The sequence below is a fragment of the Leucobacter sp. USHLN153 genome (genome assembly GCF_037145615.1).
GTDB lineage: Bacteria > Actinomycetota > Actinomycetes > Actinomycetales > Microbacteriaceae > Leucobacter.
Window position 1 is genome coordinate 378,236 of sequence record NZ_JBBCXE010000001.1, and the last position, 24,135, is coordinate 402,370.

36 protein-coding genes are annotated in these 24,135 nt (G+C 64.2%); 1 reads left to right on the plus strand and 35 read right to left on the minus strand.

Going from position 1 to position 24,135, the window contains the following annotated elements; translation table 11 throughout:
* Positions 1–17: 17 nt before the first annotated feature.
* Complete coding sequence (coaA, locus tag WFH00_RS01705) at positions 18–1,007, plus strand: type I pantothenate kinase (protein WP_336658857.1); 990 nt, start codon at positions 18–20, stop codon at positions 1,005–1,007.
* 137 nt (positions 1,008–1,144) lie between these two features.
* Here coaA and glmM read toward each other — a convergent pair whose 3' ends face one another.
* From glmM to WFH00_RS01880, 35 genes are all read right to left on the minus strand, one after another.
* Positions 1,145–2,494, minus strand: coding sequence for a phosphoglucosamine mutase (gene glmM, locus WFH00_RS01710; protein WP_336658858.1), 1,350 nt, complete (start codon positions 2,492–2,494; stop codon positions 1,145–1,147).
* Between the two features lie 16 nt (positions 2,495–2,510).
* Positions 2,511–2,990, minus strand: a complete 480-nt coding sequence (gene rpsI, locus WFH00_RS01715; protein ID WP_336658859.1) for a 30S ribosomal protein S9 — start codon at positions 2,988–2,990, stop codon at positions 2,511–2,513.
* A gap of 33 nt (positions 2,991–3,023) precedes the next feature.
* On the minus strand, positions 3,024–3,470 hold the full coding sequence (gene rplM / locus WFH00_RS01720) for a 50S ribosomal protein L13 (protein ID WP_336658860.1): 447 nt from the start codon (positions 3,468–3,470) through the stop codon (positions 3,024–3,026).
* Positions 3,471–3,605: 135 nt separating this feature from the next.
* Complete coding sequence (locus WFH00_RS01725; RefSeq protein ID WP_336658861.1) at positions 3,606–4,529, minus strand: tRNA pseudouridine synthase A; 924 nt, start codon at positions 4,527–4,529, stop codon at positions 3,606–3,608.
* 118 nt (positions 4,530–4,647) lie between these two features.
* On the minus strand, positions 4,648–5,151 hold the full coding sequence (rplQ, locus tag WFH00_RS01730; RefSeq protein ID WP_336658862.1) for a 50S ribosomal protein L17: 504 nt from the start codon (positions 5,149–5,151) through the stop codon (positions 4,648–4,650).
* 45 nt (positions 5,152–5,196) lie between these two features.
* Entirely contained in the window at positions 5,197–6,183 is a 987-nt protein-coding gene (locus WFH00_RS01735) for a DNA-directed RNA polymerase subunit alpha (RefSeq protein WP_336658863.1), read from the minus strand.
* 178 nt (positions 6,184–6,361) lie between these two features.
* Positions 6,362–6,760, minus strand: a complete 399-nt coding sequence (rpsK, locus tag WFH00_RS01740; RefSeq protein ID WP_053352811.1) for a 30S ribosomal protein S11 — start codon at positions 6,758–6,760, stop codon at positions 6,362–6,364.
* 48 nt (positions 6,761–6,808) lie between these two features.
* Positions 6,809–7,177 carry a 30S ribosomal protein S13 gene (gene rpsM, locus WFH00_RS01745; RefSeq protein ID WP_017885302.1) on the minus strand — a complete coding sequence of 123 codons (369 nt, stop codon included), beginning with the start codon at positions 7,175–7,177 and terminating at the stop codon, positions 6,809–6,811.
* Between the two features lie 257 nt (positions 7,178–7,434).
* Positions 7,435–7,551, minus strand: a complete 117-nt coding sequence (gene rpmJ, locus WFH00_RS01750; protein WP_017885303.1) for a 50S ribosomal protein L36 — start codon at positions 7,549–7,551, stop codon at positions 7,435–7,437.
* 69 nt (positions 7,552–7,620) lie between these two features.
* On the minus strand, positions 7,621–7,842 hold the full coding sequence (infA, locus tag WFH00_RS01755) for a translation initiation factor IF-1 (protein ID WP_010156420.1): 222 nt from the start codon (positions 7,840–7,842) through the stop codon (positions 7,621–7,623).
* Positions 7,843–7,991: 149 nt separating this feature from the next.
* Positions 7,992–8,834 (minus strand): type I methionyl aminopeptidase, encoded by an 843-nt coding sequence (gene map, locus WFH00_RS01760; RefSeq protein WP_336658864.1) that lies wholly within the window; start codon positions 8,832–8,834, stop codon positions 7,992–7,994.
* 3 nt (positions 8,835–8,837) lie between these two features.
* A complete protein-coding gene (locus tag WFH00_RS01765) occupies positions 8,838–9,437 on the minus strand; it encodes an adenylate kinase (protein ID WP_336658865.1) in 600 nt (199 codons plus the stop codon).
* Positions 9,434–10,759, minus strand: a complete 1,326-nt coding sequence (gene secY, locus WFH00_RS01770; protein WP_336658866.1) for a preprotein translocase subunit SecY — start codon at positions 10,757–10,759, stop codon at positions 9,434–9,436. The genes WFH00_RS01765 and secY overlap by 4 nt, the downstream gene beginning before the upstream one ends.
* 217 nt (positions 10,760–10,976) lie before the next feature.
* Complete coding sequence (rplO, locus tag WFH00_RS01775; RefSeq protein ID WP_336658868.1) at positions 10,977–11,438, minus strand: 50S ribosomal protein L15; 462 nt, start codon at positions 11,436–11,438, stop codon at positions 10,977–10,979.
* Positions 11,435–11,623 (minus strand): 50S ribosomal protein L30, encoded by a 189-nt coding sequence (gene rpmD / locus WFH00_RS01780; protein WP_336658869.1) that lies wholly within the window; start codon positions 11,621–11,623, stop codon positions 11,435–11,437. Before rpmD ends, rplO begins: the two co-directional genes overlap by 4 nt.
* Complete coding sequence (rpsE, locus tag WFH00_RS01785; RefSeq protein ID WP_336658870.1) at positions 11,623–12,330, minus strand: 30S ribosomal protein S5; 708 nt, start codon at positions 12,328–12,330, stop codon at positions 11,623–11,625. The genes rpmD and rpsE overlap by 1 nt, the downstream gene beginning before the upstream one ends.
* A complete protein-coding gene (gene rplR / locus WFH00_RS01790; protein WP_336658872.1) occupies positions 12,327–12,701 on the minus strand; it encodes a 50S ribosomal protein L18 in 375 nt (124 codons plus the stop codon). The genes rpsE and rplR overlap by 4 nt, the downstream gene beginning before the upstream one ends.
* A gap of 3 nt (positions 12,702–12,704) precedes the next feature.
* Positions 12,705–13,241: a 50S ribosomal protein L6 gene (gene rplF, locus WFH00_RS01795; RefSeq protein ID WP_336658873.1), complete on the minus strand. Its 537-nt coding sequence runs from the start codon at positions 13,239–13,241 to the stop codon at positions 12,705–12,707.
* Positions 13,242–13,247: 6 nt separating this feature from the next.
* The gene (gene rpsH, locus WFH00_RS01800; RefSeq protein ID WP_336658874.1) at positions 13,248–13,646 is read right to left on the minus strand and encodes a 30S ribosomal protein S8; all 399 of its coding nucleotides are present in this window, start codon (positions 13,644–13,646) and stop codon (positions 13,248–13,250) included.
* Between the two features lie 119 nt (positions 13,647–13,765).
* Positions 13,766–14,335 carry a 50S ribosomal protein L5 gene (gene rplE / locus WFH00_RS01805; protein ID WP_336658875.1) on the minus strand — a complete coding sequence of 190 codons (570 nt, stop codon included), beginning with the start codon at positions 14,333–14,335 and terminating at the stop codon, positions 13,766–13,768.
* Positions 14,332–14,697, minus strand: coding sequence for a 50S ribosomal protein L24 (gene rplX, locus WFH00_RS01810; protein WP_336658876.1), 366 nt, complete (start codon positions 14,695–14,697; stop codon positions 14,332–14,334). The genes rplE and rplX overlap by 4 nt, the downstream gene beginning before the upstream one ends.
* A 4-nt stretch (positions 14,698–14,701) precedes the next feature.
* Complete coding sequence (gene rplN, locus WFH00_RS01815; RefSeq protein WP_336658877.1) at positions 14,702–15,070, minus strand: 50S ribosomal protein L14; 369 nt, start codon at positions 15,068–15,070, stop codon at positions 14,702–14,704.
* A gap of 31 nt (positions 15,071–15,101) precedes the next feature.
* Entirely contained in the window at positions 15,102–15,374 is a 273-nt protein-coding gene (gene rpsQ, locus WFH00_RS01820; protein WP_336658879.1) for a 30S ribosomal protein S17, read from the minus strand.
* A gap of 2 nt (positions 15,375–15,376) precedes the next feature.
* The gene (gene rpmC / locus WFH00_RS01825; protein WP_336658881.1) at positions 15,377–15,682 is read right to left on the minus strand and encodes a 50S ribosomal protein L29; all 306 of its coding nucleotides are present in this window, start codon (positions 15,680–15,682) and stop codon (positions 15,377–15,379) included.
* Complete coding sequence (gene rplP / locus WFH00_RS01830) at positions 15,682–16,101, minus strand: 50S ribosomal protein L16 (protein ID WP_244687794.1); 420 nt, start codon at positions 16,099–16,101, stop codon at positions 15,682–15,684. The genes rpmC and rplP overlap by 1 nt, the downstream gene beginning before the upstream one ends.
* Positions 16,102–16,103: 2 nt before the next feature.
* Positions 16,104–16,862 (minus strand): 30S ribosomal protein S3, encoded by a 759-nt coding sequence (gene rpsC / locus WFH00_RS01835; protein ID WP_010156401.1) that lies wholly within the window; start codon positions 16,860–16,862, stop codon positions 16,104–16,106.
* A 4-nt stretch (positions 16,863–16,866) separates the two neighbouring features.
* Positions 16,867–17,247, minus strand: coding sequence for a 50S ribosomal protein L22 (gene rplV, locus WFH00_RS01840; protein WP_244693245.1), 381 nt, complete (start codon positions 17,245–17,247; stop codon positions 16,867–16,869).
* A 25-nt stretch (positions 17,248–17,272) separates the two neighbouring features.
* Entirely contained in the window at positions 17,273–17,554 is a 282-nt protein-coding gene (gene rpsS / locus WFH00_RS01845) for a 30S ribosomal protein S19 (RefSeq protein WP_010156398.1), read from the minus strand.
* A 24-nt stretch (positions 17,555–17,578) separates the two neighbouring features.
* Positions 17,579–18,415 carry a 50S ribosomal protein L2 gene (gene rplB, locus WFH00_RS01850; protein WP_336658883.1) on the minus strand — a complete coding sequence of 279 codons (837 nt, stop codon included), beginning with the start codon at positions 18,413–18,415 and terminating at the stop codon, positions 17,579–17,581.
* 22 nt (positions 18,416–18,437) lie between these two features.
* On the minus strand, positions 18,438–18,737 hold the full coding sequence (rplW, locus tag WFH00_RS01855) for a 50S ribosomal protein L23 (RefSeq protein WP_336658884.1): 300 nt from the start codon (positions 18,735–18,737) through the stop codon (positions 18,438–18,440).
* Positions 18,734–19,387, minus strand: a complete 654-nt coding sequence (gene rplD, locus WFH00_RS01860) for a 50S ribosomal protein L4 (protein WP_336658885.1) — start codon at positions 19,385–19,387, stop codon at positions 18,734–18,736. Before rplD ends, rplW begins: the two co-directional genes overlap by 4 nt.
* A 3-nt stretch (positions 19,388–19,390) precedes the next feature.
* Positions 19,391–20,044, minus strand: a complete 654-nt coding sequence (gene rplC / locus WFH00_RS01865) for a 50S ribosomal protein L3 (RefSeq protein WP_336658886.1) — start codon at positions 20,042–20,044, stop codon at positions 19,391–19,393.
* 14 nt (positions 20,045–20,058) lie between these two features.
* Positions 20,059–20,367, minus strand: coding sequence for a 30S ribosomal protein S10 (rpsJ, locus tag WFH00_RS01870; RefSeq protein WP_010156393.1), 309 nt, complete (start codon positions 20,365–20,367; stop codon positions 20,059–20,061).
* A gap of 764 nt (positions 20,368–21,131) precedes the next feature.
* Entirely contained in the window at positions 21,132–22,202 is a 1,071-nt protein-coding gene (locus WFH00_RS01875) for a UDP-phosphate alpha-N-acetyl-D-fucosaminephosphotransferase (protein WP_336658888.1), read from the minus strand.
* Positions 22,199–23,974, minus strand: coding sequence for a polysaccharide biosynthesis protein (locus WFH00_RS01880; protein WP_336658889.1), 1,776 nt, complete (start codon positions 23,972–23,974; stop codon positions 22,199–22,201). The genes WFH00_RS01875 and WFH00_RS01880 overlap by 4 nt, the downstream gene beginning before the upstream one ends.
* Positions 23,975–24,135: the final 161 nt, after the last annotated feature.

Sequence of the window (24,135 nt, forward strand, 5' to 3'; positions counted from 1 at the left end):
GGCACCATTAGTGAACGATGGCCAAGCACATTTCCACGCCCGAGGGCGTCTCAACGGACACGCAGCCGCTGACCCGCCCCGAGGTGATATCTCCGTTCACGGAGATCAACCGCGACGAATGGGCTCGGCTCGCCGGTGAGACCCCGATGCCGCTCACCGAAGGCGAGATCGCCGCGTTCCGGGGTCTCGGAGAGCCGCTCGACCTTGCTGAAGTGTCGGATGTCTACCGCCCGCTGAGCCGGCTGATCAATCAGTACGCTATCGCGGCTCGGGAGATGCACCGGCTCACCCGCGGATTTCTGCAGCGCAATCACGAGGAGGCGAGCCCCTTCGTGATCGGCATCGCGGGCTCGGTCGCAGTCGGCAAGTCAACAGTCGCGCGCATTCTGCGCGACCTGCTCGCCCGCTGGCCGGAGACCCCGAGGGTCGAACTCATCACGACAGACGGGTTCCTCTACCCGAACGCGGAACTCGAGCGGCGGGGCATCTCGCATCGCAAGGGCTTCCCAGAGTCCTACGACCGACGCGCGCTCTTGCGCTTCGTGTCGCAGGTCAAAGCGGGCGTGAACGAGGTGTATGCGCCGCACTACAGCCATCTCGTGTACGACATCGTGCCCGACGAGTACACGATCGTTCGTCGCCCGGACATTCTGATCGTCGAAGGGCTCAACGTGCTGCAACCGCCGTCGATGCAGCATCCGCTCGCGGTGAGCGACCTGTTCGACTTCTCCGTGTACGTGGACGCGAGAACCGCTGATATCCAGCGCTGGTACCGTCACCGCTTCCTGCAGCTCCGTGAAAGCGCCTTCGCGAATCCGAGTTCTCATTTCCGCCGCTTTGCGAGCATCGACGACGACGCGGCGCTCGCGATCGCGGACGAGTTCTGGAACAACATCAACGAGCCGAACCTCGTGGAGAACATCCGCCCGACCCGCGCGCGGGCGAGCCTCGTGCTGCGGAAGGAGTCTGATCACCGCGTGCAGAAGGTGCTGCTCCGCAAGGTGTAGCCGCAGCTGCAGCCGCGCTTCCGAGGCTGCGTTACTCGGCGCGTGTGCTGGAATCGCGCAGCTGGCAGGATCGCGGCCCGGAGTTCGCGACCCGCGAATCGGGGCTCGGAATCAATCACGGGCCCCGAGCTCAGGTGTCAGACTGCGAGGCGCTCGAGCACCACCGACGCGAGCTCGTCGGCAATGCGCTGCGCCTGATCCACATGCTCCGCTTCGACCATGACGCGGACCACGGGCTCCGTGCCCGATGGGCGCAGCAGCACGCGCCCCTTGCCTGCGAGCGTCTCCTCGGCAGCAGAAACCGCCTGCTTCAACGTGTCATCACCATGGACTCCCGCGCGGTCAACGCCGCGCACGTTCACGAGCACCTGCGGGTACACGGTCATGCACTCGGCGAGTTCCGCGAGGGATCGCCCGCTGCGGACCATCTCGGCCGCAAGATGGAGGCCCGTGAGAATTCCGTCACCGGTCGTGGCGTGCTCACTCATGATGACGTGGCCCGACTGCTCGCCGCCGAGTGAGTAGCCCTCAGCGTTGATCGCCTCGAGCACATAGCGGTCGCCGACGCCGGTCTCCACCATCTCAATGCCGTGCTCGGCCATCGCCAGCTTGAGCCCGAGATTCGACATGACGGTCGCCACGAGCGTGTTGCGCTCAAGCTTCTCGCGGCGAGACATCGAAATCGCGAGGATCGCCATGATCTTGTCCCCGTCGACGACCGTACCGGTGGCGTCGATCGCGAGGCAACGATCCGCGTCACCGTCGTGCGCGATCCCGAGGTCCGCTCCATGCTCGAGCACCGCGGCGGCGAGGGGCTCGAGGTGCGTCGATCCGACTCCGTCATTGATGTTGAAGCCATCGGGATCGTTGCCGATAACCGTAACCTGTGCCCCGGCGTCGGTGAAGACATCCGGAGAGATGCCTGCCGCCGCACCGTGTGCGCAGTCCAGCACAACGTGGAGGCCGTCGAGGCGGAGGCCCTCGAGCGTGCCGAGCAGATGCACCAGGTAGCGATCTTCCGCGTCAGCAAATCGGCGAATCCGGCCGACCTGACGACCGGTCACCGCGACGTTCGCGGTTTCCATCGCGGCTTCGATCTCGTCCTCGACGTCGTCGGGAAGCTTGCGCCCGCCCTCGGCGAAGAACTTGATGCCATTGTCGGGCGCCGGGTTGTGCGAGGCGGAGACCATGACGCCGAAGTCAGCGCCGGTGTCGGCGACGAGATATGCGGCGGCGGGCGTCGGGATCACCCCGGCGTCGAGCACGTCGACCCCCGCCGAGGCGAGGCCAGCCGACACCGCAGCGGCAATGAACTCACCGGAAACGCGCGGATCACGCGCGACCACGGCAACAGCGCGACGGCTCTCGCCTCGGGCTGAACGCCCGAGTACGAGAGCCGCTGCGCGAGCAAGGCCGAGGGCCAGCTCGGCGGTCACATCGACCCCGGCTAGCCCTCGAACCCCATCGGTGCCAAATAGGCGTCCCATGTTTGGAAGCTCCGATTTAGCGCTTCGAGTACTGCGGCGCCTTGCGGGCCTTCTTGAGACCGGCCTTCTTGCGCTCCTTGATGCGAGCGTCGCGGCTCAGGAAGCCGGCCTTCTTCAGCGTCGGGCGGTTGTGCTCGGCGTCGATCTCGTTCAGCGCGCGAGCGATCGCGAGGCGCAGTGCGCCAGCCTGGCCCGAGGGGCCGCCGCCGACGATGCGAGCGATCACGTCGTACGAGCCGTTCAGCTCGAGCACGGTGAAGGGATCGGTGATGAGCTGCTGGTGCAGCTTGTTCGGGAAGTACTCCGCGAACTCACGGCCGTTCACCGTGAAGTTGCCGGAACCCGGAACGAGGCGCACGCGGGCAATTGCCTGCTTGCGGCGGCCGACGGCTGCACCGGGAACGGTGAGCGCGGGGCGCGGGGACGCGACGGTGGCCTGGCCGGCCGGCGTCTCGGTGGTGTAGCTCTCGGGGGCTACGGTCTGCTCTTCAGTCACTGTGAATTCTCTCTCTGAGGTCTCGGGGCGCGATTACTGCGCGACCTGGCCGAAGGTGTAGGTGGTGGGCTGCTGAGCCGCGTGCGGGTGCTCGGCACCTGCGTAGACCTTCAGCTTGCGGAACAGATCTGCACCGAGCGAGTTCTTGGGGAGCATGCCACGGATGGCCTTCTCGACTGCGCGCTCAGGGTTCTTCTCGAGCAATTCGGTGTAGCTCACCGAACGCAGACCACCCGGGTAACCCGAGTGGCGGTAGGCGCGCTTGTTCGCTGCCTTGTTGCCGGTCAGCACCACCTTGTCGGCGTTGATGATGATGACGTAGTCGCCCATGTCCATGTGGGGAGCGAACGTCGTCTTGTGCTTGCCGCGGAGCAGGGCTGCCGCGTGCGAAGCGAGGCGGCCGAGCACGACGTCGGTCGCGTCGATGACGAGCCAATCGTGCTTCTGCTCGGCGGCCTTCGGTGAATACGTGCGAGTCACTAGAGTGCTGCTTTCTGTCGAATTGGAGGTGTTCGCGAATCCCGCTCCGGTGCGTGGTCCCCGAGGGGTGCTCGCGCGGATGGAGGGCTCAACAAATCGGGTGCTTGCGCACCAAGGGTCGAGTCTAGCACAGGATCAACCACCGCTCATTGACTCCCCTGTCGCACCGAGCGGATCTCGTCTCGCTCGTGTCGCAGCGGCCCGGGCGGCGAGTTCCTCGTCGACCGGGTAGGCGATTTCCTCAAGCGAGAGTCCGTGGGCGGGCATGACGGTGAATCGACTCGTGCGCACGCGCGCATCCCTGAGCTCGACGAGCTGATCATGCGAGATGCGCCCGCTCCCCACCGCCACCACTGCGCCGATGAGCGCGCGGACCATCGAGTGGCAGAAAGCATCAGCTTCGATGCGCGCGGCATACGCACCGTCTTCAGTGCGCCGCCACTCGAATGTGAGAAGATCACGTACTGCGGTCGCCCCCTCGCGGGCTTTGCAGAACGTCGTGAAATCGTTCAGGCCGAGGAACTCGTCCGAGGCCCGCTGCATCGCCTCGAAGTCGAGCCGACGCGGTACGTCTGCGGTGAAGCGGGCACTCAACGGATCCTTCCGCATGCCCTCCCCCCGGAGGCGATACTCGTAACGACGCCGAAGCGCTCCGAAGCGAGCATCGAACTCCAGTGGAACCCGACGCACCGAGTGCACCACGATGTCAGGGGCCGCGCGCTTCACGACGCCGGTCAGCTTGCGTGCCCGCACCGCTGCGAGTTCGAGTTCCGAGGGCTCGGGGGCTCCCGGTCGTCGGCGAGCCGCCCACCCCTCAAGCTGCTCCTGCGTCACGTCGAGGTGGGCCACTTGACCCCGTGCGTGCACCCCGGCATCCGTCCGCCCGCCCACGGTGAGTCGGGACGCACCGGGCTCCGCGATCCGCAGCAGTCTCGCGATTGCCGCCTCGAGCTCGCCCTGCACCGTGCGCAGGCCCGGCTGCGACGCCCAGCCCGAGAAATCGGTGCCGTCGTAGGCGAGGTCGAGCCGCAAGCGAAAAGTTTCAGAGGTGCTGCTCATGCGTTCGATCCTTCCAGACGCCGCCGACATTCCGGCTCCGCACGCCCCCACACGCAGAACACCCCGCCGCGGTGCGCGACGGGGTGTTCTGAAACGCGAGCGCGTCAGCGAGCCGAAATTAGTCGGCCTTCGCCTCAGCAGCCTCGGTCGACTCCACGGGAGCCTCCTCGGCCGGAGCCTCGGTGGTCTCCTCGACCGGAGCCTCCTCGACAGGAGCCTCAGCAGCGGGAGCCGCCGCCTTCTCTGCCTTCGGCTTCGGAGCAACCGGCTCGAGCACGAGCTCGATCACTGCGAGCGGCGCGTTGTCTCCCTTGCGGAAGCCGGTCTTGATGATGCGAGTGTAGCCACCCTCGCGGTTCTCGACGAGAGGCGCGATCTCCGTGAAGAGCTCGTGCACAACCGACTTGTCGAGGATCTGGCGCATCACGCGACGGCGTGCATGCAGGTCCCCGCGCTTCGCGAACGTCACCAGACGCTCAGCGACGGGCTGCAGGCGCTTGGCCTTGGTCTCCGTCGTCTGGATGCGCTTGTGCTCGAAGAGCTGCGACGCCAGCTGGTTCAGCATGAGACGCTCGTGTGCGGGGCCGCCTCCGAGGCGGGGGCCCTTGTTGGGCTTGGGCATTGTTTACTCCAGTAGGTGTGCGATCAGGCGAGCGATGCCGGATCGTTAGTTGTTGTCGTCTTCGTAGCTGTAGAACTGCGCACCGTCGAAACCGGGCACGGCATCCTTCAGCGAGAGCCCCATCTCGGTGAGCTTGTCGCGCACCTCGAAGACGGACTTCTGGCCGAAGTTACGGATGTTCATCAACTGGGCCTCCGAGAGCGCCACCAGCTCGCTCACGGTGTTAATGCCCTCGCGCTTCAGGCAGTTGTAGCTGCGCACCGAGAGATCCAGATCCTCGATCGGGATCGAAAGCTCACCCTCCGCGACGACCTCGACCGGCGCCGGGCCGATCTCGACGCCCTCGGCGGCGGTGTTCAGCTCGCGTGCGAGACCGAAGAGCTCGACCAGCGTCGACCCTGCAGACGCAATCGCGTCGCGAGGGGTGATCGCGGGCTTGGTCTCGACGTCGACCACCAGGCGGTCGAAGTCGGTGCGCTCACCCGCACGAGTTGCCTCGACGCGGTAGGTCACCTTGAGCACCGGCGAGTAGATCGAGTCGACCGGGATGCGGCCGACCTCTGCATCGTCGTTGCGGTTCTGAGCGGCAGAAACGTAACCGCGGCCGCGCTCAATGGTGAGTTCGAGTTCGAACTGAGCCGAATCGCTGAGCGTCGCAATGACGAGCTCGGGGTTGTGCACCTCGACCCCCGCCGGAGCAGAGATGTCAGCGGCGGTAACCTCGCCGGCACCCGTCTTGCGCAGGTACGCGGTGATCGGCTCGTCATGCTCGCTCGAGACGACGAGATCCTTGATATTGAGAATGATCTCGGTGACGTCCTCGGTCACGCCCGCAATGGTCGTGAACTCGTGGGCGACGCCCTCGAAGCGAACGCTCGTCACAGCTGCGCCGGGAATCGACGACAGGAGGGTGCGACGGAGGGAGTTGCCGAGCGTGTATCCGAAGCCTGGCTCGAGCGGCTCGATCGCGAAGCGCGAGCGGTACTCGGAGATCGATTCTTCAGTCAGAGTGGGTCGCTGTGCAATCAGCACGGTGTGTAATCCTTTCGCTGGAGTCCGCTATATGACTCATGCGGTATTCGGATGAAAGTGAAGCAGGTGTCTGGACTCTTCCGGGGGTTCCGGATCGGCGAGCTCGACGCTCCCCGATCCGGAACCGCACCGCCGGAAGCGGCAGTCGAAGCCGAACGACGTCGGCTCGACAATGAATTCAGACGCGGCGACGCTTCGGCGGACGGCAACCGTTGTGCGTCTGCGGCGTCACGTCGTTGATCGAACCCACCTCGAGGCCTGCGGCCTGGAGCGAGCGGATCGCGGTCTCGCGGCCTGAGCCCGGACCCTTGACGAAGACGTCGACCTTCTTCATGCCGTGCTCCTGCGCCTTGCGGGCTGCCGACTCGGCAGCGAGCTGTGCGGCGAAGGGCGTCGACTTGCGCGAGCCCTTGAAGCCCACGCCGCCCGACGAAGCCCAGCTGATCACAGCACCAGTGGTGTCGGTGATCGAAACGATCGTGTTGTTGAACGTCGACTTGATGTGGGCCTGGCCCACGGCGACATTCTTCTTGTCCTTGCGACGCGGCTTGCGAGCCGCGGTCTTTGGTGCAGCCATTGAGTGTTCTCCTGAAAAGCTCTGTGTGTGGGTCTAACGAACCGGCGGTTACTTCTTCTTGCCGGCGACGGTGCGCTTCGGGCCCTTGCGGGTGCGAGCGTTCGTCTTGGTGCGCTGACCGTGCACAGGCAGTCCCTTGCGGTGACGGAGCCCCTGGTAGCTGCCGATTTCGACCTTGCGGCGGATATCCGCTGCAACCTCGCGGCGGAGGTCGCCCTCAACCTTGAAGTTTCCTTCGATGTAGTCGCGAAGGGCGACGAGCTGATCGTCGGTCAGATCCTTCACGCGGATGTTGCCATCGATGCCGGTGTCGGCGAGGGTCTTCAGCGCGCTGGTGCGTCCAACGCCATAGATGTAAGTGAGTGCAATCTCAACGCGCTTATCGCGTGGGATGTCTACTCCTGCGAGACGTGCCATTGTGGCTCTCCTTGCGGATCGTAGAGGTGTGGTGCGCATCGGGGGTTCGGGCCTCTGTCCCGAGGTGTCCCCCACCCTCTTACCGAGGAGTGAGTCGGAGACTCACTGCGATTCTCGAAGCAACGGAATCATTCCGTCGCGTCGCGAGCCGCGCAGGTTCTTCGATGCGCTGGATCAGATATTCAGTTTCGAGTGTTCTGCACGTCGCAGCAGCAGGGAGCATCCCTGAAGCCGAGCGACGCAAGCAGTTCGGGGCTTTAGCCCTGGCGCTGCTTGTGACGCGGGTTGCTCTTGCAGATCACCATGACGCGGCCGTGGCGACGAATGACCTTGCAGTGATCGCAGATCGGCTTGACGCTGGGCTTGACCTTCATGATGTTTCCTTCGTGTATTTCGCTGTCCTCGTACCCGCGGGATGCCGCGAGCCGTTACTTCCCAGCGACCTACTTGTAGCGGTAGACGATGCGGCCGCGGGTCAGATCGTAGGGCGTCAGCTCCACGATCACGCGGTCCTCAGGGAGGATACGGATGTAGTGCTGGCGCATCTTTCCGGAGATGTGAGCGAGCACCTTGTGTCCATTAGTCAGCTCGACGCGGAACATCGCGTTGGGCAGAGCCTCGACAATGTGTCCCTCGATCTCGATGACGCCGTCTTTCTTGGCCATAGCCTCACTATCGCTTGAGTAGGTGTAACTGGTCATGCGAATGCCGAACGCCCGAAATCGCGAACGCGAAAACAGGCGCAAAGCACCAAAGATCAAGAGTACCCGGCGTGTCGGCTTTTGTAAAGCTGGGACCGCGTTGCGAGAGCGTGTTACGGGATCGGCACGGGGCGGACGCCCAGAGGCTCAAGGCCGCTCGCTCCCCCGTCATCCGCGGTAAGCACCCAGATTCCGCGTTCGTGCACGGCGACGGTGTGTTCCCACTGAGCGCTCATCGAACCGTCGGCCATCGTCACCGTCCAGTTGTCGTCTTCGATCGTCGTGTCGATCCCGCCTGCGGAGATGATCGGCTCGATGGCGACGACGAGCCCGGGCTTGACCTCGGGCCCGCGGCGCGGAGTCGGCACATTGAATACCGGCGGATCCTCATGCATCGAGCGACCGATACCGTGCCCGATGTAATCCTCGAGCACACCGAAGTCGCTCTGCGCGCGCACGTAGCCAGAAACCGCCGCACCGATCTCGCCGACGTGAGATGCGGTCGCGAGGCGCGCGATACCACGCCACATCGCTTGCTCCGTGACGTCGCTCAGCTTCTGGAGAGCGGCGGTCCGCTCGAGGTCGGCGTGATCCGGCAGCACCGCAGTGAACGCAGCATCGCCGTGCCACCCATCAATCTCCGCGCCAGCGTCGAGTGCGACGATGTCTCCCGCGACGAGCGGTCGCTCGTTCGGGATCGCATGAACCACATGCTCGTTGACGTTCGCGCAAATGGTGTGTCGGTACCCCGGCTCGAGCATGAAGTTCGGGGCGCCCCCGAAACTGCGGATCGCGTTCTCCGCGATCGCATCGAGTTCAAGCGTGGTGACGCCCGGGTGTACCGCCGCTCTCATCGCTCGAAGCGCGGCAGCCGTTGCCCGCCCGGGCTCGATCATCAGCCGCAGTTGCGCGGGAGACTTGTAGATCGAGCGGCGAAGCAGCCCCCGGCGCGCCATAACCTAGTGAGAAACGCGCGCGCTCAGCTGCGCGTCGAGACCGTTGGCGATACGCTCCGCGACGGCGTCAACCGTTCCGAGGCCGTCGACCGGCACCAGAATGCCGCGCTCCGAGAACAGCTCGATCAGCGGCGCGGTCTGCTCGGCGTACACGTCTTGACGGTGCCGAATGACGTCCTCCGTGTCGTCCGCGCGGCCCTCGAGCTCGGCGCGCTTGAGCAAGCGCGCGACCACCTCATCTGCATCAGCTTCGAGCAGCACTACAGCGTCCAGCGACGAGCCGTCGAGCATTCCGTCGAGAGCGTGTACCTGATCCACGGTGCGGGGGTAACCGTCGAGCAGGAAGCCCGCCGCAGCATCTTCCTGCGTGAGGCGATCCGCGACGATCTCATTCGTCAGCTCATCGGGCACCAGTTCGCCGCGCTCAATGATCGCCTGGACCTGCTGGCCGAGCGGCGTACCTCCCGAGATATTCGCGCGGAAGATGTCGCCCGTGGAAATCGCCGGGACGCCGTACCGAGCGGCAATCTTGCCCGCCTGCGTGCCCTTACCAGCTCCGGGCGGGCCGATAATCAGGAGTCGAGTCGTCGTGTTCTGAGTCACTTGAGGAGCCCTTCATAGTGGCGCTGCTGCAGCTGCGCATCAATCTGTTTCACCGTCTCGAGCCCGACGCCCACGATGATGAGAATCGAAGCACCACCGAACGGGAAGTTCTGGTTCGCACCGAAGAACGAGAGTGCGATGAGCGGGATCAACGCGATCACGCCAAGGTACAGAGACCCCGCGCTGGTGATTCGGGTCAACACGTAGTTGAGGTATTCCGCAGTTGGCCGGCCAGCGCGAACGCCCGGGATGAAGCCCCCGTACTGCTTCATGTTGTCGGAAACTTCTTCGGGATTGAACGTGATCTGCACGTAGAAGAATGTGAATCCGATCACCAAGAGGAAGAACACCAACATGTACATCGGCTGATCGCCCAGTACGAGGTTGTTCTGGATCCAGACCACCCAGGGCTTCGGATCCTCGCCGATCTGCGGCTGATTGAACTGGGTGAGGAGCATCGGCAGGTACAGGATCGCCGAAGCGAAGATCACCGGGATCACACCCGCCATATTGACCTTGATCGGGATGTACGTGCTGCTGCCCCCGTAGGTGCGTCGACCGACCACGCGCTTCGCGTACTGCACCGGGATACGTCGCTGCGATTGCTCAACGAACACCACCGCAGCGACGACGAGCAAGCCGACAGCCAGCACGATGAAGAAGACCTCCCAGCCCTGCGACTCTCGAATGACCCACATGGCACTCGGGAACTGAGCGGCGATGGAGGTGAAGATCAGCAGCGACATTCCGTTGCCGACACCGCGCTCGGTGATCAGCTCGCCGAACCACATAATGAGGCCCGTGCCAGCCGTCATCGTGACGATCATGATGAGCACAGCCCACCACTCTTGCGAGACGAGGTTCTGGCAGGCCTGGTTCGCGGCGGCACCGAACAGCTGACCTGAGCGCGCGACCGTGATCAACGTAGTGGACTGCAGGATCGCGAGAGCAATCGTCAGGTAACGCGTGTACTGCGTGAGCTTGCTCTGGCCCGCCTGGCCCTCCTTATGGAGCGCCTCGAAGTGCGGGATGACCACGCGCAGCAGCTGCGTGATGATCGACGCAGTGATGTAGGGCATGATGCCGAGCGCGAAGATCGAGAGCTGCAACAGCGCGCCGCCGCTGAACAGATTGATCATGTCGTACAGGCCGGAACTGCCTTGGCTCTGATTCGCGACCAAACAGGCCTGCACGTTATTGAAATCGACGAACGGAGCCGGGATGAATGAGCCGAGCCGGAACAGCGAGATGATCCCGAGCGTGAAGACAAGCTTCCGCCTGAGATCGGGGGTCCGGAAGATCCGTCCGATGGCGCTGAACAAAATCTGCCTCCTGGAACGTCGTAGAGGGCTTCGCCTGACGACGAGAACCAATTTCTCAAGACTACACGGCATCCACCGTAGCCCTGAAGCCGCGACCCGAATGGGCGGGGGCTGTAACACCAACAACAAGGGGGTCGAGTGAGGACGACATACGCCCCTACCCGACCCCCCGGTCACCCGGGAGAGCCCGGGTTCACTGCTGATCCTCGCGGATCGACTACTTCACTGCTCCACCGGCGGCGACGATCTTCTGCTCGGCAGAGCCGGAGACCTTGTCTACCTGAACGGTGAGCGCAACCTGCAGGTCGCCGTCACCGAGCACCTTGACGGGCTGGTTCTTGCGCACTGCGCCCTTGCTGACGAGATCAGCAACGGTGACGTCGCCGCCCTGCGGGTACAGCTCCGCGAGCTTCGCAACGTTGACCACCTGGTACTCCGTGCGGAACGGGTTCTTGAACCCGCGCAGCTTCGGAGTGCGCATGTGCAGCGGCATCTGGCCGCCCTCGAAGCCGACCTTCACCTGGTACCGAGCCTTGGTGCCCTTGGTACCGCGGCCGGCGGTCTTGCCCTTTGACGCCTCGCCACGACCCACGCGGGTCTTGGCCTTCTTGGCGCCCGGAGCCGGACGGAGGTGGTGCGCCTTGAGCACCGACTCCCGCTCCTCGTTCTTCTCGCTCATGCGTCGATCTCCTCAACCTCTACCAGGTGAGCGACCGCACGAATGTAGCCGCGGTTCGCCTGCGTATCCTCGCGAACGACCGACTGGCCGATCTTCTTGAGGCCGAGGCTGCGCAGCGTATCGCGCTGGTTCTGCTTCTCACTGATGACGGACTTCGTCTGCGTAACTTTCAGGCTCTTCGCCATTACGCACCTGCCTTTGCCTTCGCGGCAGCGTCGGCCGCAGCCTTCGCCTCGGCACGCACAATGCGGGCCGGGGCGACGCGGTCGAAGTCGAGCCCACGGCGCGCTGCGACGGAGCGGGGCTCCTCGAGCTGCTGCAGGGCCTCGACGGTCGCGTGCACGATGTTCAGGGTGTTCGACGAACCGAGCGACTTGCTCAGCACGTCGTGGATGCCAGCGCACTCGAGCACGGCGCGGACGGGGCCACCGGCGATAACACCGGTACCGGCAGCAGCCGGACGCAGCAGCACGACGCCGGCTGCGGCCTCGCCCTGGACGGGGTGCGGGATGGTGCTACCGACGCGGGGCACGCGGAAGAAGTTCTTCTTCGCCTCCTCGACACCCTTGGAGATGGCGAGAGGCACCTCCTTGGCCTTGCCGTAGCCGACACCGACCGTACCGTTGCCGTCACCCACCACGACGAGCGCGGTGAAGCTGAAGCGACGGCCGCCCTTGACGACCTTCGACACGCGGTTGATGGTCACGACGCGCTCGAGGAACTGGCTCTCGTTGCGATCGCGCCCGCCGCGCTCGTTGCGGGTACCGCGATCGCGGCTCCCGCGACGCTGCTCTCGCGGCTCGTTGCGGTGATCCTGAGCCGGGGCCTGCGCGGCCGGCGTCTCAGACTGGGCCTCTGCAGACACTTCCTGCTCCTTCGTTTCGTTGCTCACAGGGTCAGCCCCCCTTCGCGAGCGCCATCGGCGATCGCTGCGACGCGACCCGCGTACTTGCTGCCGCCACGGTCGAAGACGACCGCGTCGATGCCAGCGCCCTTCGCGCGCTCGGCGACGAGTTCGCCGACCTTGCGGGCCTTCGCGGTCTTGTCACCGTCGAAGGAGCGCAGATCCGCTTCCATGGTGGAGGCTGACGCGAGCGTCAGGCCCTTCGAATCGTCGACGATCTGCACGAACACGTGGCGAGCCGAACGGTTGACGACGAGACGGGGACGAAGCTCCGTACCGACGATCTTCTTGCGCAGGCGGGTATGGCGGCGGACGCGTGCAGCGGTCCGACCCTTAGCCCGAGTTACTGAAGCGGCCATGGGTTACTTACCAGCCTTTCCTGCCTTGCGACGGACAACCTCGCCCGCGTAGCGAATGCCCTTGCCCTTGTAAGGCTCCGGCTTCTTCAGCTTGCGGATATTGGCCGCGGCTTCGCCGACGGCCTGCTTCGAGATCCCGCTCACGGTGATCTTGGTGTTGCCCTCGACCGTGAGCGTGATGCCCTCGGGGGCATCGACGTTCACCGGGTGCGAGAAGCCGAGGGCGAGCTCGAGGCCGTTGCCCTTCTGCTGCACGCGGTAACCGGTTCCGACGACCTCGAGCTGCTTGGAGTAGCCCTCGGTCACGCCGATGATGTTGTTGTTGATGAGCGTGCGGGTGAGACCGTGCAGCGCTCGCGATTCGCGCTCGTCATCGGGGCGGGTGACGAGCACCTGGCCCTCCTCGACCGCAACGCGGATGGGCTCGGAAACAACGAGCGACAGCTCGCCCTTCGAACCCTTGACCGTGACCTGCTGGCCATCGATCTTGACGTCTACACCGCCGGGAACGGCGATGGGAAGCTTACCAATACGTGACATGACGGCTTACCACACGTAAGCGAGGACTTCCCCGCCAACGCCCTTCTGCTCGGCCTCGCGGTCGGTCAGCAGACCCGAGGAGGTGGACAGGATCGCGATGCCGAGGCCGCCGAGCACGCTCGGGATCTCGGTCGAGCCCGCGTACACGCGAAGACCGGGCTTGGAGACCCGCTTGATGCCTTCGATGGAACGCTCGCGGTTCGGGCCGTACTTCAGCGACATGGTGATGGTCGTTCCGACGCGAGCCGGCTCAACCTTCCAGTCCTGGATGTAGCCCTCGCGCTTGAGGATCTCAGCGATCCGCTCCTTCAGCTTCGAGCCGGGGAGCGAAACGTCGTCATGATGCGCAGAGTTGGCGTTGCGCAGCCGGGTCAGCATGTCTGCTACCGGATCAGTCATCGTCATGAGTGACTCTTTCTTTCTCGCCTGGTTTCATACGCCGGTACACCGACGCACGACCTGGGTGACACACGGATTGGGTGCCCGGGGAATCCCCGAGCACCCTCGCCGCTTGGACTATGAAATTATTCCGACTTGAAGGGGAATCCGAGCGCGCGAAGCAGCGCACGGCCCTCATCATCGGTCTTCGCGGTGGTCACGACAGTGATGTCGAAGCCACGCACGCGATCAATCTTATCCTGATCGATCTCGTGGAACACGCTCTGCTCGGTCAATCCGAAGGTGTAGTTGCCGTTTCCGTCGAACTGACGGGGCGACAGCCCACGGAAATCGCGAATGCGCGGAAGCGCGAGGTTCACGAGACGGTCGAGGAATTCCCAGGCACGATCGCCACGGAGCGTGACGTGCGCGCCGATCGCCTGACCCTCGCGCAGCTTGAACTGCGCGATGGACTTGCGAGCCTTCGTAACCATCGGCTTCTGACCCGTGATCTTCACGAGATCAGCGATCGCGCCCTCGATCACCTTGCTGTCGCGAGCTGCCTCGCCGACACCGGTGTTCACGACGACCTTGACGACGCCGGGCACCTGCATGATGTTGGCGTAGTCGAACTCCTCGCGCAGGGCGGGGATGATCTCGGAGCGGTACTTCTGCTTCAGGCGGGGCTGAGCGGTGGTCGCTGCAGTCTCGGTCATGCGAGATCCTTCCCGGACGACTTCGCGAAGCGCACGCGAACCGTCTTCTTCTTGCCGTCCTTCTCGATCTCCTCGACGCGGAAACCAACGCGAGTCGGCTTCTTGGTCTCGGGATCGACAATCGCGACGTTCGACACGTGAATCGGGGCCTCGACGGTCTCGATGCCTCCCTCGCGGGCGCCGCGCTCCGACTGACCGGCGCGCACGTGCTTCGTGACGTAGTTCACGCCCTCAACCACGACGCGGTCGCTCTCGCGGAGCACCTCGATGACGCGACCCTGCTTGCCCTTGTAGCCGCCGCGGTCCTGCGACGGGCCAGAGATGACCTCGACGAGGTCACCCTTCTTGATCTTTGCGCCCATAGGACTAGATCACCTCCGGTGCGAGCGAGACGATCTTCATGAACCGCTTATCGCGGAGTTCACGTCCGACCGGCCCGAAGATACGGGTGCCGCGGGGCTCCCCATCGGCCTTGAGGATGACGGCCGCGTTCTCGTCGAACGCGATGTACGAACCATCGGCGCGACGAGTCGACTTGCGCGTCCGGACGACGACGGCCTTAACCACGTCGCCCTTCTTCACATTGCCGCCGGGGATCGCGTCCTTGACGGTCGCGACGATCGTGTCGCCGAGACCGGCGTAACGACGCTTCGAGCCCCCGAGCACACGAATCGTAAGCAACTCCTTGGCGCCGCTGTTGTCGGCAACCTTGAGTCGGGATTCCTGCTGAATCACTTGCTACTCCTTACTCAGTAAGTCCGAGGACTTACTTCGCCTTCTCGAGGATCTCGACCAGACGCCAGCGCTTCGAAGCGCTCAGCGGGCGGGTCTCGTGGATGAGCACGAGATCGCCGATGCCGGCGGTGTTCTGCTCGTCGTGGGCCTTGACCTTCGAAGAGCGACGAATCACCTTGCCGTAGAGCGGGTGCTTCACGCGATCCTCGACCTCGACGACGATGGTCTTCTCCATCTTGTCGCTGACGACGTACCCGCGGCGCGCCTTACGGTAGCCGCGCTGTTCCTTCTCGACCTCAGCCATGTTCAGGCCTCCTTCGTCTCAGCGGCGGCATCCGCCTGCTCGGTCTTCTTGCTGCTCTTCTTCGCCTTCACAGGCGCAGCAGCGGGCGTGGCACGAATGCCGAGCTCGCGCTCGCGCAGCACGGTGTAGATGCGAGCGATGTCGCGCTTCACCTGACGCACGCGGCCGTGGCTCTCCAGCTGGCCGGTGGCCGACTGGAAACGAAGGTTGAAGAGCTCGCCCTTCGCCTTCTTGAGTTCTTCAGCCAGTCGCTCGTTCTCGAAGGTATCGAGCTCGGTGATGGCCAGTTCCTTGGTACCGATCGCCATTACGCGTCGCCCTCCTCGCGCTTAATAATGCGGGCCTTGAGAGGCAGCTTGTGAATGGCGCGGGTGAGCGCCTCACGAGCGAGCTCCTCATCGACACCGGCGACCTCGAAGAGGACGCGGCCCGGCTTGACATTGGCAACCCACCACTCCGGCGAGCCCTTACCGGAACCCATGCGGGTTTCCGCGGGCTTCTTGGTGAGGGGACGGTCGGGGTAGATGTTGATCCACACCTTCCCGCCACGCTTGATGTGACGGGTCATCGCGATACGAGCGGACTCGATCTGGCGGTTCGTCACGTATGCGGGCGTGAGTGCCTGGATACCGAACTCACCGAAAGCGACCGTGTTGCCGCCCTTCGACTGACCACTGCGGCTGGGGTGATGCTGCTTGCGGTACTTGACTCGACGAGGAATCAGCATGCTTACTTCTCCGCTCCTGCTGCAGCAGGTGCAGCCTCGGCCTGTGCACCACGGGGCGCACGGCGGCGGTCGCCGCGGTCGCGAGACGGCTTCTGAGCCGCCTGCTCGCGAGCGAGTTCCTTGTTGGTGAGGTCACCCTTGTAGATCCAGACCTTCACGCCGATGCGACCGAAGGTGGTCTTCGCCTCGTAGAAGCCGTAGTCGATGTTCGCGCGCAGCGTGTGCAGCGGCACACGACCCTCGCGGTAGAACTCCGAACGGCTCATCTCGGCGCCGCCGAGACGGCCGGAGACCTGGATACGGATGCCCTTGGCGCCGGCGCGCTGCGCGCCCTGCAGACCCTTGCGCATTGCGCGACGGAACGCCACACGAGCAGCGAGCTGCTCGGCGATGCCCTGCGCGACGAGCTGCGCGTCAGCCTCGGGGTTCTTCACCTCGAGGATGTTGAGCTGGATCTGCTTGCCGGTGAGCTTCTCGAGGTCAGCGCGGATGCGCTCGGCCTCTGCGCCACGACGACCGATGACGATACCGGGGCGTGCCGAGTGGATATCCACGCGAACACGGTCACGGGTGCGCTCGATCTCGACGCGGGAAACGCCCGCACGGTCGAGCTGCTTCGTCAGGTGCTGACGGATCTTGATGTCCTCGGCGAGGTAGTCGGCGTAGCGCTGACCGGCCTTCGTCGAATCCGAGAACCAACGCGACACGTGGTCGGTGGTAACTCCGAGACGGAACCCGTAGGGATGAATCTTCTGGCCCATACCGTTAGGCTCCCTTCTTCGCGGCAGCGAGCTCATCAGCCGACTGCAGCACGATCGTGATGTGGCTGGTGCGCTTGTTGATGCGGAACGCGCGACCCTGTGCACGCGGGCGGAAACGCTTGAGCGTTGCGCCCTCGTCCACGAACGCACGAGCGATAACCAGCTCGTCCTCGTTCAGACGCAGGTTCTCCTTGTCAGCCTTCACGCGCGCATTGGCGATCGCCGAGGCGACGAGCTTGAAAATCGGCTCCGAGGCGGCCTGCGGAGCGAACTTCAGGATGGCGAGTGCCTCCTGAGCGTTCTTCCCGCGAACCAGGTCAACAACGCGACGGGCCTTCTGGGGGGTGATGCGGATATGACGCACGCGTGCGATCGACTCCACCATTTCTCTTCCTCCTTCACGTCACCGCTTAGCGGCGACGGCCCTTCTTGTCGTCCTTCACGTGACCGCGGAAGGTACGAGTGGGCGCGAACTCGCCCAGCTTGTGACCGACCATGGTCTCCGTAACGAACACGGGAATGTGCTTCCGACCGTCGTGCACCGCGATGGTGTGCCCCAGCATTGCGGGGATGATCATCGAGCGGCGCGACCAGGTCTTGATCACGTTCTTGGAGCCAGCTTCGTTCTGGACAATCACCTTGTTCAACAGGTGGTTGTCGACGAAGGGGCCCTTCTTGAGACTACGAGGCATCTTCTACTCTCTCCTACCTGCCGACTAACGCTTCTTGCCAACGGTGCGGCGACGCACGATGAGCTTGTCGCTTTCCTTGTTCGGATGGCGCGTACGGCCTTCCTTCTGGCCCCAGGGGCTGACCGGGTGACGGCCGCCCGAGGTGCGGCCTTCGCCACCACCGTGCGGGTGATCCACCGGGTTCATGACGACACCACGAACGGTCGGGCGAACGCCCTTCCAACGCATACGGCCGGCCTTGCCCCAGTTGATGTTCGACTGCTCGGCATTGCCCACCTCGCCGACCGTTGCGCGGCAGCGCACGTCGACGTTGCGGATCTCGCCCGAGGGGAGACGCAGCTGAGCGTAGGGGCCGTCCTTCGCCACGAGGCGAACCGAGGCACCTGCGGAACGAGCGAGCTTCGCTCCCCCGCCCGGCTTCAGCTCGATCGCGTGGATCACGGTACCGGTCGGAATGTTCTTCAGCGGCAGGTTGTTACCCGGCTTGATGTCGGCGCCAGCGCCCGACTCGACGATGTCGCCCTGCTTCAGCTTGTTCGGCGCGATGATGTACCGCTTCGTGCCGTCCTCGAAGTGCAGCAGCGCAATGCGTGCGGTGCGGTTGGGGTCGTACTCGATGTGAGCGACCTTGGCGTCGACGCCGTCCTTGTCATGACGACGGAAGTCGATGACGCGGTACTGACGCTTGTGGCCACCACCGATGTGGCGAGTGGTGATCCGGCCCTGGTTGTTGCGGCCGCCGGTCTTGGGGAGCGGACGGAGCAGCGACTTCTCGGGCGTCGAGCGGGTGATCTCTGCGAAATCAGCAACGCTCGAGCCACGACGACCCGGGGTCGTCGGCTTGTACTTGCGAATTGCCATGATGTGTTCCTTTTCGCCCCTTCTACAGCGCAGCCGTGAAGATGTCGATGGAGCCCGACTTCAGGGTGACGATCGCACGCTTCGTGTCCTTGCGCTTTCCCTGACCGAACTTGGTGCGGCGGGTCTTGCCCTTTCGGGTCAGCGTGCGGACCTTGGCGACCTTCACATTGAAGACCTCCTCGATAGCGAGCTTGATCTCGGTCTTGTTCGACTCCGGCTGCACCTCGAAGGTGTACTGGCCGTTAGCGTCGATGAGGCCGTAGCTCTTCTCCGAGACGATCGGGCGGATGATGACGTCGTGTGCGGACTTGTTCAAGCTCACTTCGTGTCCTCCTGAGCGGCACGGCCGTTGACGAACGCGTCGAAGGCGGCCTTGGTGAAGACCAGATCGTCGCTGACGACCACGTCGTAGGCGTTGAGCTGATCCTGGTAGAGCACGTGGACGTGCGCGAGATTACGAACGCTGAGCGTGGTCAGCTCGTCATCGCGGTCGACGACCACGAGAACGCGCTTGCCCGGAGCAACCGAGGCGAGGAACTCGCGCGCGGTCTTGGTGCTCGGCTTGTCAGCGATGCCGAAGCCCTCGACGACGTGCAGACGGTTCGCGCGAGCGCGGTCCGAGAGCAGGCCACGAAGCGCAGCAGCAATCATCTTCTTGGGGGTGCGCTGCGAGTAGTCGCGCGGCACCGGGCCGTGCACGACGCCGCCGCCGCGGTGCTCAGGAGCACGAACCGAACCCTGACGAGCGCGGCCGGTGCCCTTCTGCTTGAACGGCTTCACACCCGAACCGGAGACTTCGCCACGGTTCTTGGTCTTGTGCGTACCCTGACGCGCAGCTGCGAGCTGAGCGGTGACCACCTGGTGGATCAGCGGGACGTTGGTCTCGACACCGAAGATGGTCTCGGGAAGGTCGACCGACCCGGACTTCTTACCCTGAGCGTCGAACACCTCGAGCTTGGTAGCGGTAGCCATGAACTACGCCCCCTTCACTGCGTTGCGAACGAAAACGAGGCGACCACGTGCACCGGGAACCGCACCCTTGACCAGGATGAGGTTCTTCTCGGCGTCGATCGCCTGCACGGTGAGGTTCTGCACGGTGACGCGCTCGCCACCCATGCGACCCGGCATGCGCTGACCCTTGAAGACGCGACCCGGGGTCGCGGCTCCACCGATCGAGCCAGGCTTGCGGTGGTTGCGGTGAGCACCGTGCGAAGCCGAAACACCCTTGAAGTTGTGACGCTTCATGGCGCCGGCGAAGCCCTTGCCCTTCGAGGTGCCCACGACGTCGATCTTCTGACCGGCCTCGAAGGTGCCATCGACGGTGAGCTCCTGGCCGAGCGCGTACTCAGCGGCATCGGCGGTGCGCACCTCGGTGAGGTGACGGCGCGGCGTAACGCCGGCCTTCTCGAAGTGACCCGCGGTCGGCTTGTTCACCTTGCGGGGATCGATCTGACCCGCAGCGATCTGCACGGCGCTGTAGCCGTCGACCTCGGGGGTGCGGATCTGCGTGATGACGTTCGGCGCCACCTCGATCACGGTAACGGGAACGACATTGCCGTTCTCGTCCCAAACCTGCGTCATACCGAGCTTGGTGCCCAGAAGACCCTTCACGTTGCGTACTACAGACATGTTCGGATCCCCCCTTAGAGCTTGATCTCGATATTGACGTCGGCAGGCAGGTCGAGACGCATGAGCGAATCGACAGCCTTCGGGGTGGGATCGACGATGTCGATCAGGCGCTTGTGCGTGCGCTTCTCGAAGTGCTCGCGGCTGTCCTTGTACTTGTGGGGCGAACGGATGACTGCGATCACGTTCTTCTCCGTGGGGAGCGGCACGGGGCCGATCACGGTAGCACCCGCGCGGGTCACCGTGTCGACGATCTTACGTGCGGAGCTGTCGATGACCTCGTGGTCATACGACTTCAGTCGAATGCGGATCTTCTGTCCCGCCATGTGACTCTCTACTTTCTACTTGCGTCGTACTGCACACGGGAGTGCGCAGCATTGGACGTCTTACGTACCAGCGCCCTGGCTTCGGCACATGCGCGCCTCGTGCTGGGTCTCTGTTCACCTGTCAAAACCGATCACTCGCATTTCCGAGCACATCGGCCCCGTTCGCACGAAAGCGGCCGGACTTATCGTCTGGCCGCCATACGGCGTACGGGTGTCGTTCGCTACCCGCGGCCTAACCAGAACCTCGATTGCTCGAGGCGGTTATGCACTGCCTGGCAGTGACCCGCACAAGCGCGCGGACTACTGAACCTGTCTATTCTCGCATGCGGTTCGGCTCGGTGCAACCCGGGCGTGTCGCGCTGGCTGCGCCGGCGCTGCCCGGGCCGGACGAGAGCTCGGGACGAGCTCTCCAGCCAGTGCGCGAAGGCCAGAAATGGCCTTCGCCTTGAGCGCTGGCTGCAGGCGTGTCGCGCTCGGAATTTGCCTGCTTCGCTTAAACGGGGTCCCCCGCCGCGTCGCTCGCGCCGCGCCAACCCCGATGCGCTCAGCCGGCGAAATTCCTCGCTTTCGCTTAGCAGTTCTCGTCCGCGCTCGGATCTTGGTCTGTGGGCTTAGGCGGGGTCCCCCGCCGCGTCGCGTAGCGCCGCGCCAACCCCGATGCGCCCACAACCCGAATTCGTCCCTCTCGCGGAAGTGCACAGCACCCGGGAATTCCTTCTCGTGATGCGCTCAGCCGGCGAAATTCCTCGCTTTCGCAGATCCCACTAGTGCCTGCGCGGGAGGAGGCGCGGGAGAGCGAGGTAGATGATCAGGACCACAAGGCCCGCGGCGAGGAGCACGAGCGTGCCGAGCAGCGAGGTGAAGAGGCTTGCGAGGCCGAGGAGCGATGTCGCGAGCGTGCAGATCGCCGTGATTCCGGAGGCCTGCACGTGCGAGTACCCGAGCTGCTGGATCCGCTGGTAGGCGTGCTCCTTGTGCGGCTCGTCCCATCGATGTCCGGCACGAACGCGCTTCACCAGCGTGACCGCGACATCGCCGAAGTAAATCACCATGGGTCCGATCGTCGCAAGAAGCGGTACCGCGGTCATCAGCGCGGCAAAGCTCGTCACGGCAACTGCGCCACCGAGAAGATAGCTTCCGACGTCCCCGAGGAACGCGCCCGGCTTCGACAGATTCCAGGGCAGGAATCCCGCAAATCCCGCGGCAACGACCGTGCCCGCCACGAGCAACCAGCCCGCACCGACCCACCAACCGGCGAACGCGAAAGTGACGCCCGCAATCACACCGTGGAACCCGCTGATGCCGTTGAGCCCGTCCATGAAGTTCGCGACGTTGATGTAACTGGAGATGAAGAAAACCGCATACACGCACAACAGCACGATCACCCAAACGGGAAGGGCACGCGCGTCGAGCGCGAGCACCCACGAGAACGAAGCATCGGGCGTGCGAGTAGCGATCCACGCAATACATCCGGCTGACGCGGCGGCGATCCCGAGGAGCCACAGGCTTCGAACCGCGACGCTGAGGCCTTTCAGGTCCTCACCCAGCCCCAGAAAGCCGGCCGCGAGCAATCCCGCGAGCACGACCGCGAGCAACTGCCATCCCGTGCCGGTCGGCGTGATGAGCTGCGAGACGCCGAATGCTCCCCCGATCGCCATCGCCAGCAGCACCGCGAGCCCGAGCCCTCGGAGTATCGGTCGATCGTGCGAAGAACGCGCGTTCGGCACGTCCATGATGCCGAGTCTCACGAGCAGTGGCCGGATCACGAAAGGCAGCAGGGCGCTCAGCACAAGCGTGACCGCGCCAGTAATGCTCGCCAGGGTGGCAGCACTCACTGCACGCGCTCCTCAGCCTCTGGCGTGAGATCCATCCGCGCGATCCACCCCTCGTGATCGAGCATCGCGGGCGACAGCGTGTCTACGTGAGCGTGCGAAATTTTCGGATGAAATGGGCGCTCGTCGCCCTCGCCATAACCGACGAGCTCCTCGTGCAGCTTCTCTCCGTGCCGCAGGCCCGTGAAAACGATATCGACGTCGCGACCCGACTGCGCGATCATGCGCTGTGCGACGTCGAGGATGCTCACCGGCTCCCCCATGTCGAGGATCAGCACTTCGCCCGGTCGGCCGATGCCTCCGGCCTGGACGACTAACTGGCAGGCCTCCGGAATGGTCATGAAGAAGCGCGTGACGTCAGGATGCGTCACCGTCAGGGGCCCCCCGGACTCGATGAGTGCACGGAAGGTCGGCAGCATCGATCCGCGACTCCCGATCACGTTGCCGAACCTCACCGACAAATAGCGGCGTCCGGTCTGCTCCGCCATCCAGGCAGTGAGCTTCTCCGCCACGCGCTTGGAGTGCCCGAGGACGCTGGTCGGGTTCGCTGCCTTGTCGGTCGAGATGTTGACAAAGGTTCCGACGTCGGCGGCCTGCGCAGCGCGGAGCACGTTCAACGTACCCAGCACGTTCGTCTTCCACGCCTCATCGGGGTATTGCTCAAGCATCGGAAGGTGCTTGAGCGCCGCCGTGTGAAAGACCACCTCGGGCTGACGCTCCATAAAAATGCGCTCGAGTGCGGCTTCGTCGCGGATATCCGCGAGTACGACGTCGTTAGTGTCCAGCAGTCCGTGCCCGCTGATCGACAGCTGCGTCTCCTGCAGCGAGGTCTCGTCGCGATCCAGCATGATGAGTTCTCGCGGGGCGAAACGCGCGAGCTGTCGGCAAAGCTCCGAGCCGATGGATCCCCCGGCTCCAGTGACGAGCACACGCCGATCCTGGAGATACGACGCAATCGACTCCGTCTCGAGCCGGACCGGATGCCTCCCGATCAGGTCCTCGATCGACAACTGGCGGAAGTCCGAGATCACCGAATTGTTGCGCAGGATCTGATCTAGGGGCGGGAGCACGAGCGCCGTGATTCCGGCCCGATTCGCGGCCTCGTCGACGCGTCGGAGCAGGCCCGCATCGGCGTCACCGATGCAGACGATGATCTTAGAGGCACGAGTATTACTCGCGGCCTCGGCGATGTCCTCGAAGCCGCCGAGCACGCGTACTCCTCGCACCTCCTGGTGGCGCTTCGTCGGATCATCGTCGATGAAGCCAACCGGAAGAATGCTCCCCTTAGCATCGGTGAGGAGTCGCTTTGCGGTCTGAACACCGAGATATCCCGCTCCGTAGAGCAGCGTCCGCTCGGCTTCGGAACTGGGCATCATCTGGCGTTCGCTCGAGAGTCTCAGAATGTAGCGAGCGACGCCCATGAGACTGAACGTGATCGGCGCCGCGATGATGAGCGTGCTGCGTGGAATACCGTTGCCGTACCCCACCCAGAACGCGAACAACCACGCGAGCACCATGACCGCCGTGATGTCGAGCACCAGGGCGCGCACCTCGTCGAAGCTGCCCACGTGATAACGGTTGCGGTACAGCCAGAACATCCAGCCGGCAACGAGCTGTAGCACCGCCGTGGTCAGGACGACCGCGAGCGTCCAGCCCCAGTGAATGCGCGAGAGGTCGAAGTCAAAGCGCAGTACGAGCGCGGCAAAAATTCCAATGGCCCACGCAGCAGCGTCGAGCAGAAAGAGAAGTCCGTACTGCCGGCCAAAGTGAGCCATGCGTCCAGCGAATGTGTGCGGCACGTCGGCTCCCTCCACAGTTCTTCGGCTTTCACCGAGAATACGGCGTCTGACCAAAGTCGAGGATACCGCGCCTCACCTGCACGGAGCCGGAGGCCGCGCGCACTCAGCGATAAAACGAGAGAACCCCCGAGGTGCAG

Excerpts from the sequence above, each read along its gene's own strand:
- coaA (WP_336658857.1), top strand. The coding sequence starts at position 18 with ATGGCCAAGCACATTTCCACGCCCGAGGGCGTCTCAACGGACACGCAG.
- glmM (WP_336658858.1), bottom strand. The coding sequence starts at position 2,494 with ATGGGACGCCTATTTGGCACCGATGGGGTTCGAGGGCTAGCCGGGGTC.
- WFH00_RS01725 (WP_336658861.1), bottom strand. The coding sequence starts at position 4,529 with ATGAGCAGCACCTCTGAAACTTTTCGCTTGCGGCTCGACCTCGCCTAC.
- rplQ (WP_336658862.1), bottom strand. The coding sequence starts at position 5,151 with ATGCCCAAGCCCAACAAGGGCCCCCGCCTCGGAGGCGGCCCCGCACAC.
- rpsK (WP_053352811.1), bottom strand. The coding sequence starts at position 6,760 with ATGGCTGCACCAAAGACCGCGGCTCGCAAGCCGCGTCGCAAGGACAAG.
- rpsM (WP_017885302.1), bottom strand. The coding sequence starts at position 7,177 with ATGGCACGTCTCGCAGGAGTAGACATCCCACGCGATAAGCGCGTTGAG.
- rpmJ (WP_017885303.1), bottom strand. The coding sequence starts at position 7,551 with ATGAAGGTCAAGCCCAGCGTCAAGCCGATCTGCGATCACTGCAAGGTC.
- infA (WP_010156420.1), bottom strand. The coding sequence starts at position 7,842 with ATGGCCAAGAAAGACGGCGTCATCGAGATCGAGGGACACATTGTCGAG.
- map (WP_336658864.1), bottom strand. The coding sequence starts at position 8,834 with ATGGCGCGCCGGGGGCTGCTTCGCCGCTCGATCTACAAGTCTCCCGCG.
- rplO (WP_336658868.1), bottom strand. The coding sequence starts at position 11,438 with ATGAGCGAGAAGAACGAGGAGCGGGAGTCGGTGCTCAAGGCGCACCAC.
- rpmD (WP_336658869.1), bottom strand. The coding sequence starts at position 11,623 with ATGGCGAAGAGCCTGAAAGTTACGCAGACGAAGTCCGTCATCAGTGAG.
- rplR (WP_336658872.1), bottom strand. The coding sequence starts at position 12,701 with ATGGCCGCTTCAGTAACTCGGGCTAAGGGTCGGACCGCTGCACGCGTC.
- rplF (WP_336658873.1), bottom strand. The coding sequence starts at position 13,241 with ATGTCACGTATTGGTAAGCTTCCCATCGCCGTTCCCGGCGGTGTAGAC.
- rpsH (WP_336658874.1), bottom strand. The coding sequence starts at position 13,646 with ATGACGATGACTGATCCGGTAGCAGACATGCTGACCCGGCTGCGCAAC.
- rplE (WP_336658875.1), bottom strand. The coding sequence starts at position 14,335 with ATGACCGAGACTGCAGCGACCACCGCTCAGCCCCGCCTGAAGCAGAAG.
- rplX (WP_336658876.1), bottom strand. The coding sequence starts at position 14,697 with ATGGGCGCAAAGATCAAGAAGGGTGACCTCGTCGAGGTCATCTCTGGC.
- rpsQ (WP_336658879.1), bottom strand. The coding sequence starts at position 15,374 with ATGGCTGAGGTCGAGAAGGAACAGCGCGGCTACCGTAAGGCGCGCCGC.
- rpmC (WP_336658881.1), bottom strand. The coding sequence starts at position 15,682 with ATGGCGATCGGTACCAAGGAACTGGCCATCACCGAGCTCGATACCTTC.
- rplP (WP_244687794.1), bottom strand. The coding sequence starts at position 16,101 with ATGCTGATTCCTCGTCGAGTCAAGTACCGCAAGCAGCATCACCCCAGC.
- rpsC (WP_010156401.1), bottom strand. The coding sequence starts at position 16,862 with ATGGGCCAGAAGATTCATCCCTACGGGTTCCGTCTCGGAGTTACCACC.
- rplV (WP_244693245.1), bottom strand. The coding sequence starts at position 17,247 with ATGGTGGAGTCGATCGCACGCGTGCGTCATATCCGCATCACCCCCCAG.
- rpsS (WP_010156398.1), bottom strand. The coding sequence starts at position 17,554 with ATGCCTCGTAGTCTCAAGAAGGGCCCCTTCGTCGACAACCACCTGTTG.
- rplB (WP_336658883.1), bottom strand. The coding sequence starts at position 18,415 with ATGGCAATTCGCAAGTACAAGCCGACGACCCCGGGTCGTCGTGGCTCG.
- rplD (WP_336658885.1), bottom strand. The coding sequence starts at position 19,387 with ATGGCTACCGCTACCAAGCTCGAGGTGTTCGACGCTCAGGGTAAGAAG.
- rplC (WP_336658886.1), bottom strand. The coding sequence starts at position 20,044 with ATGTCTGTAGTACGCAACGTGAAGGGTCTTCTGGGCACCAAGCTCGGT.
- rpsJ (WP_010156393.1), bottom strand. The coding sequence starts at position 20,367 with ATGGCGGGACAGAAGATCCGCATTCGACTGAAGTCGTATGACCACGAG.
- WFH00_RS01880 (WP_336658889.1), bottom strand. The coding sequence starts at position 23,974 with ATGGCTCACTTTGGCCGGCAGTACGGACTTCTCTTTCTGCTCGACGCT.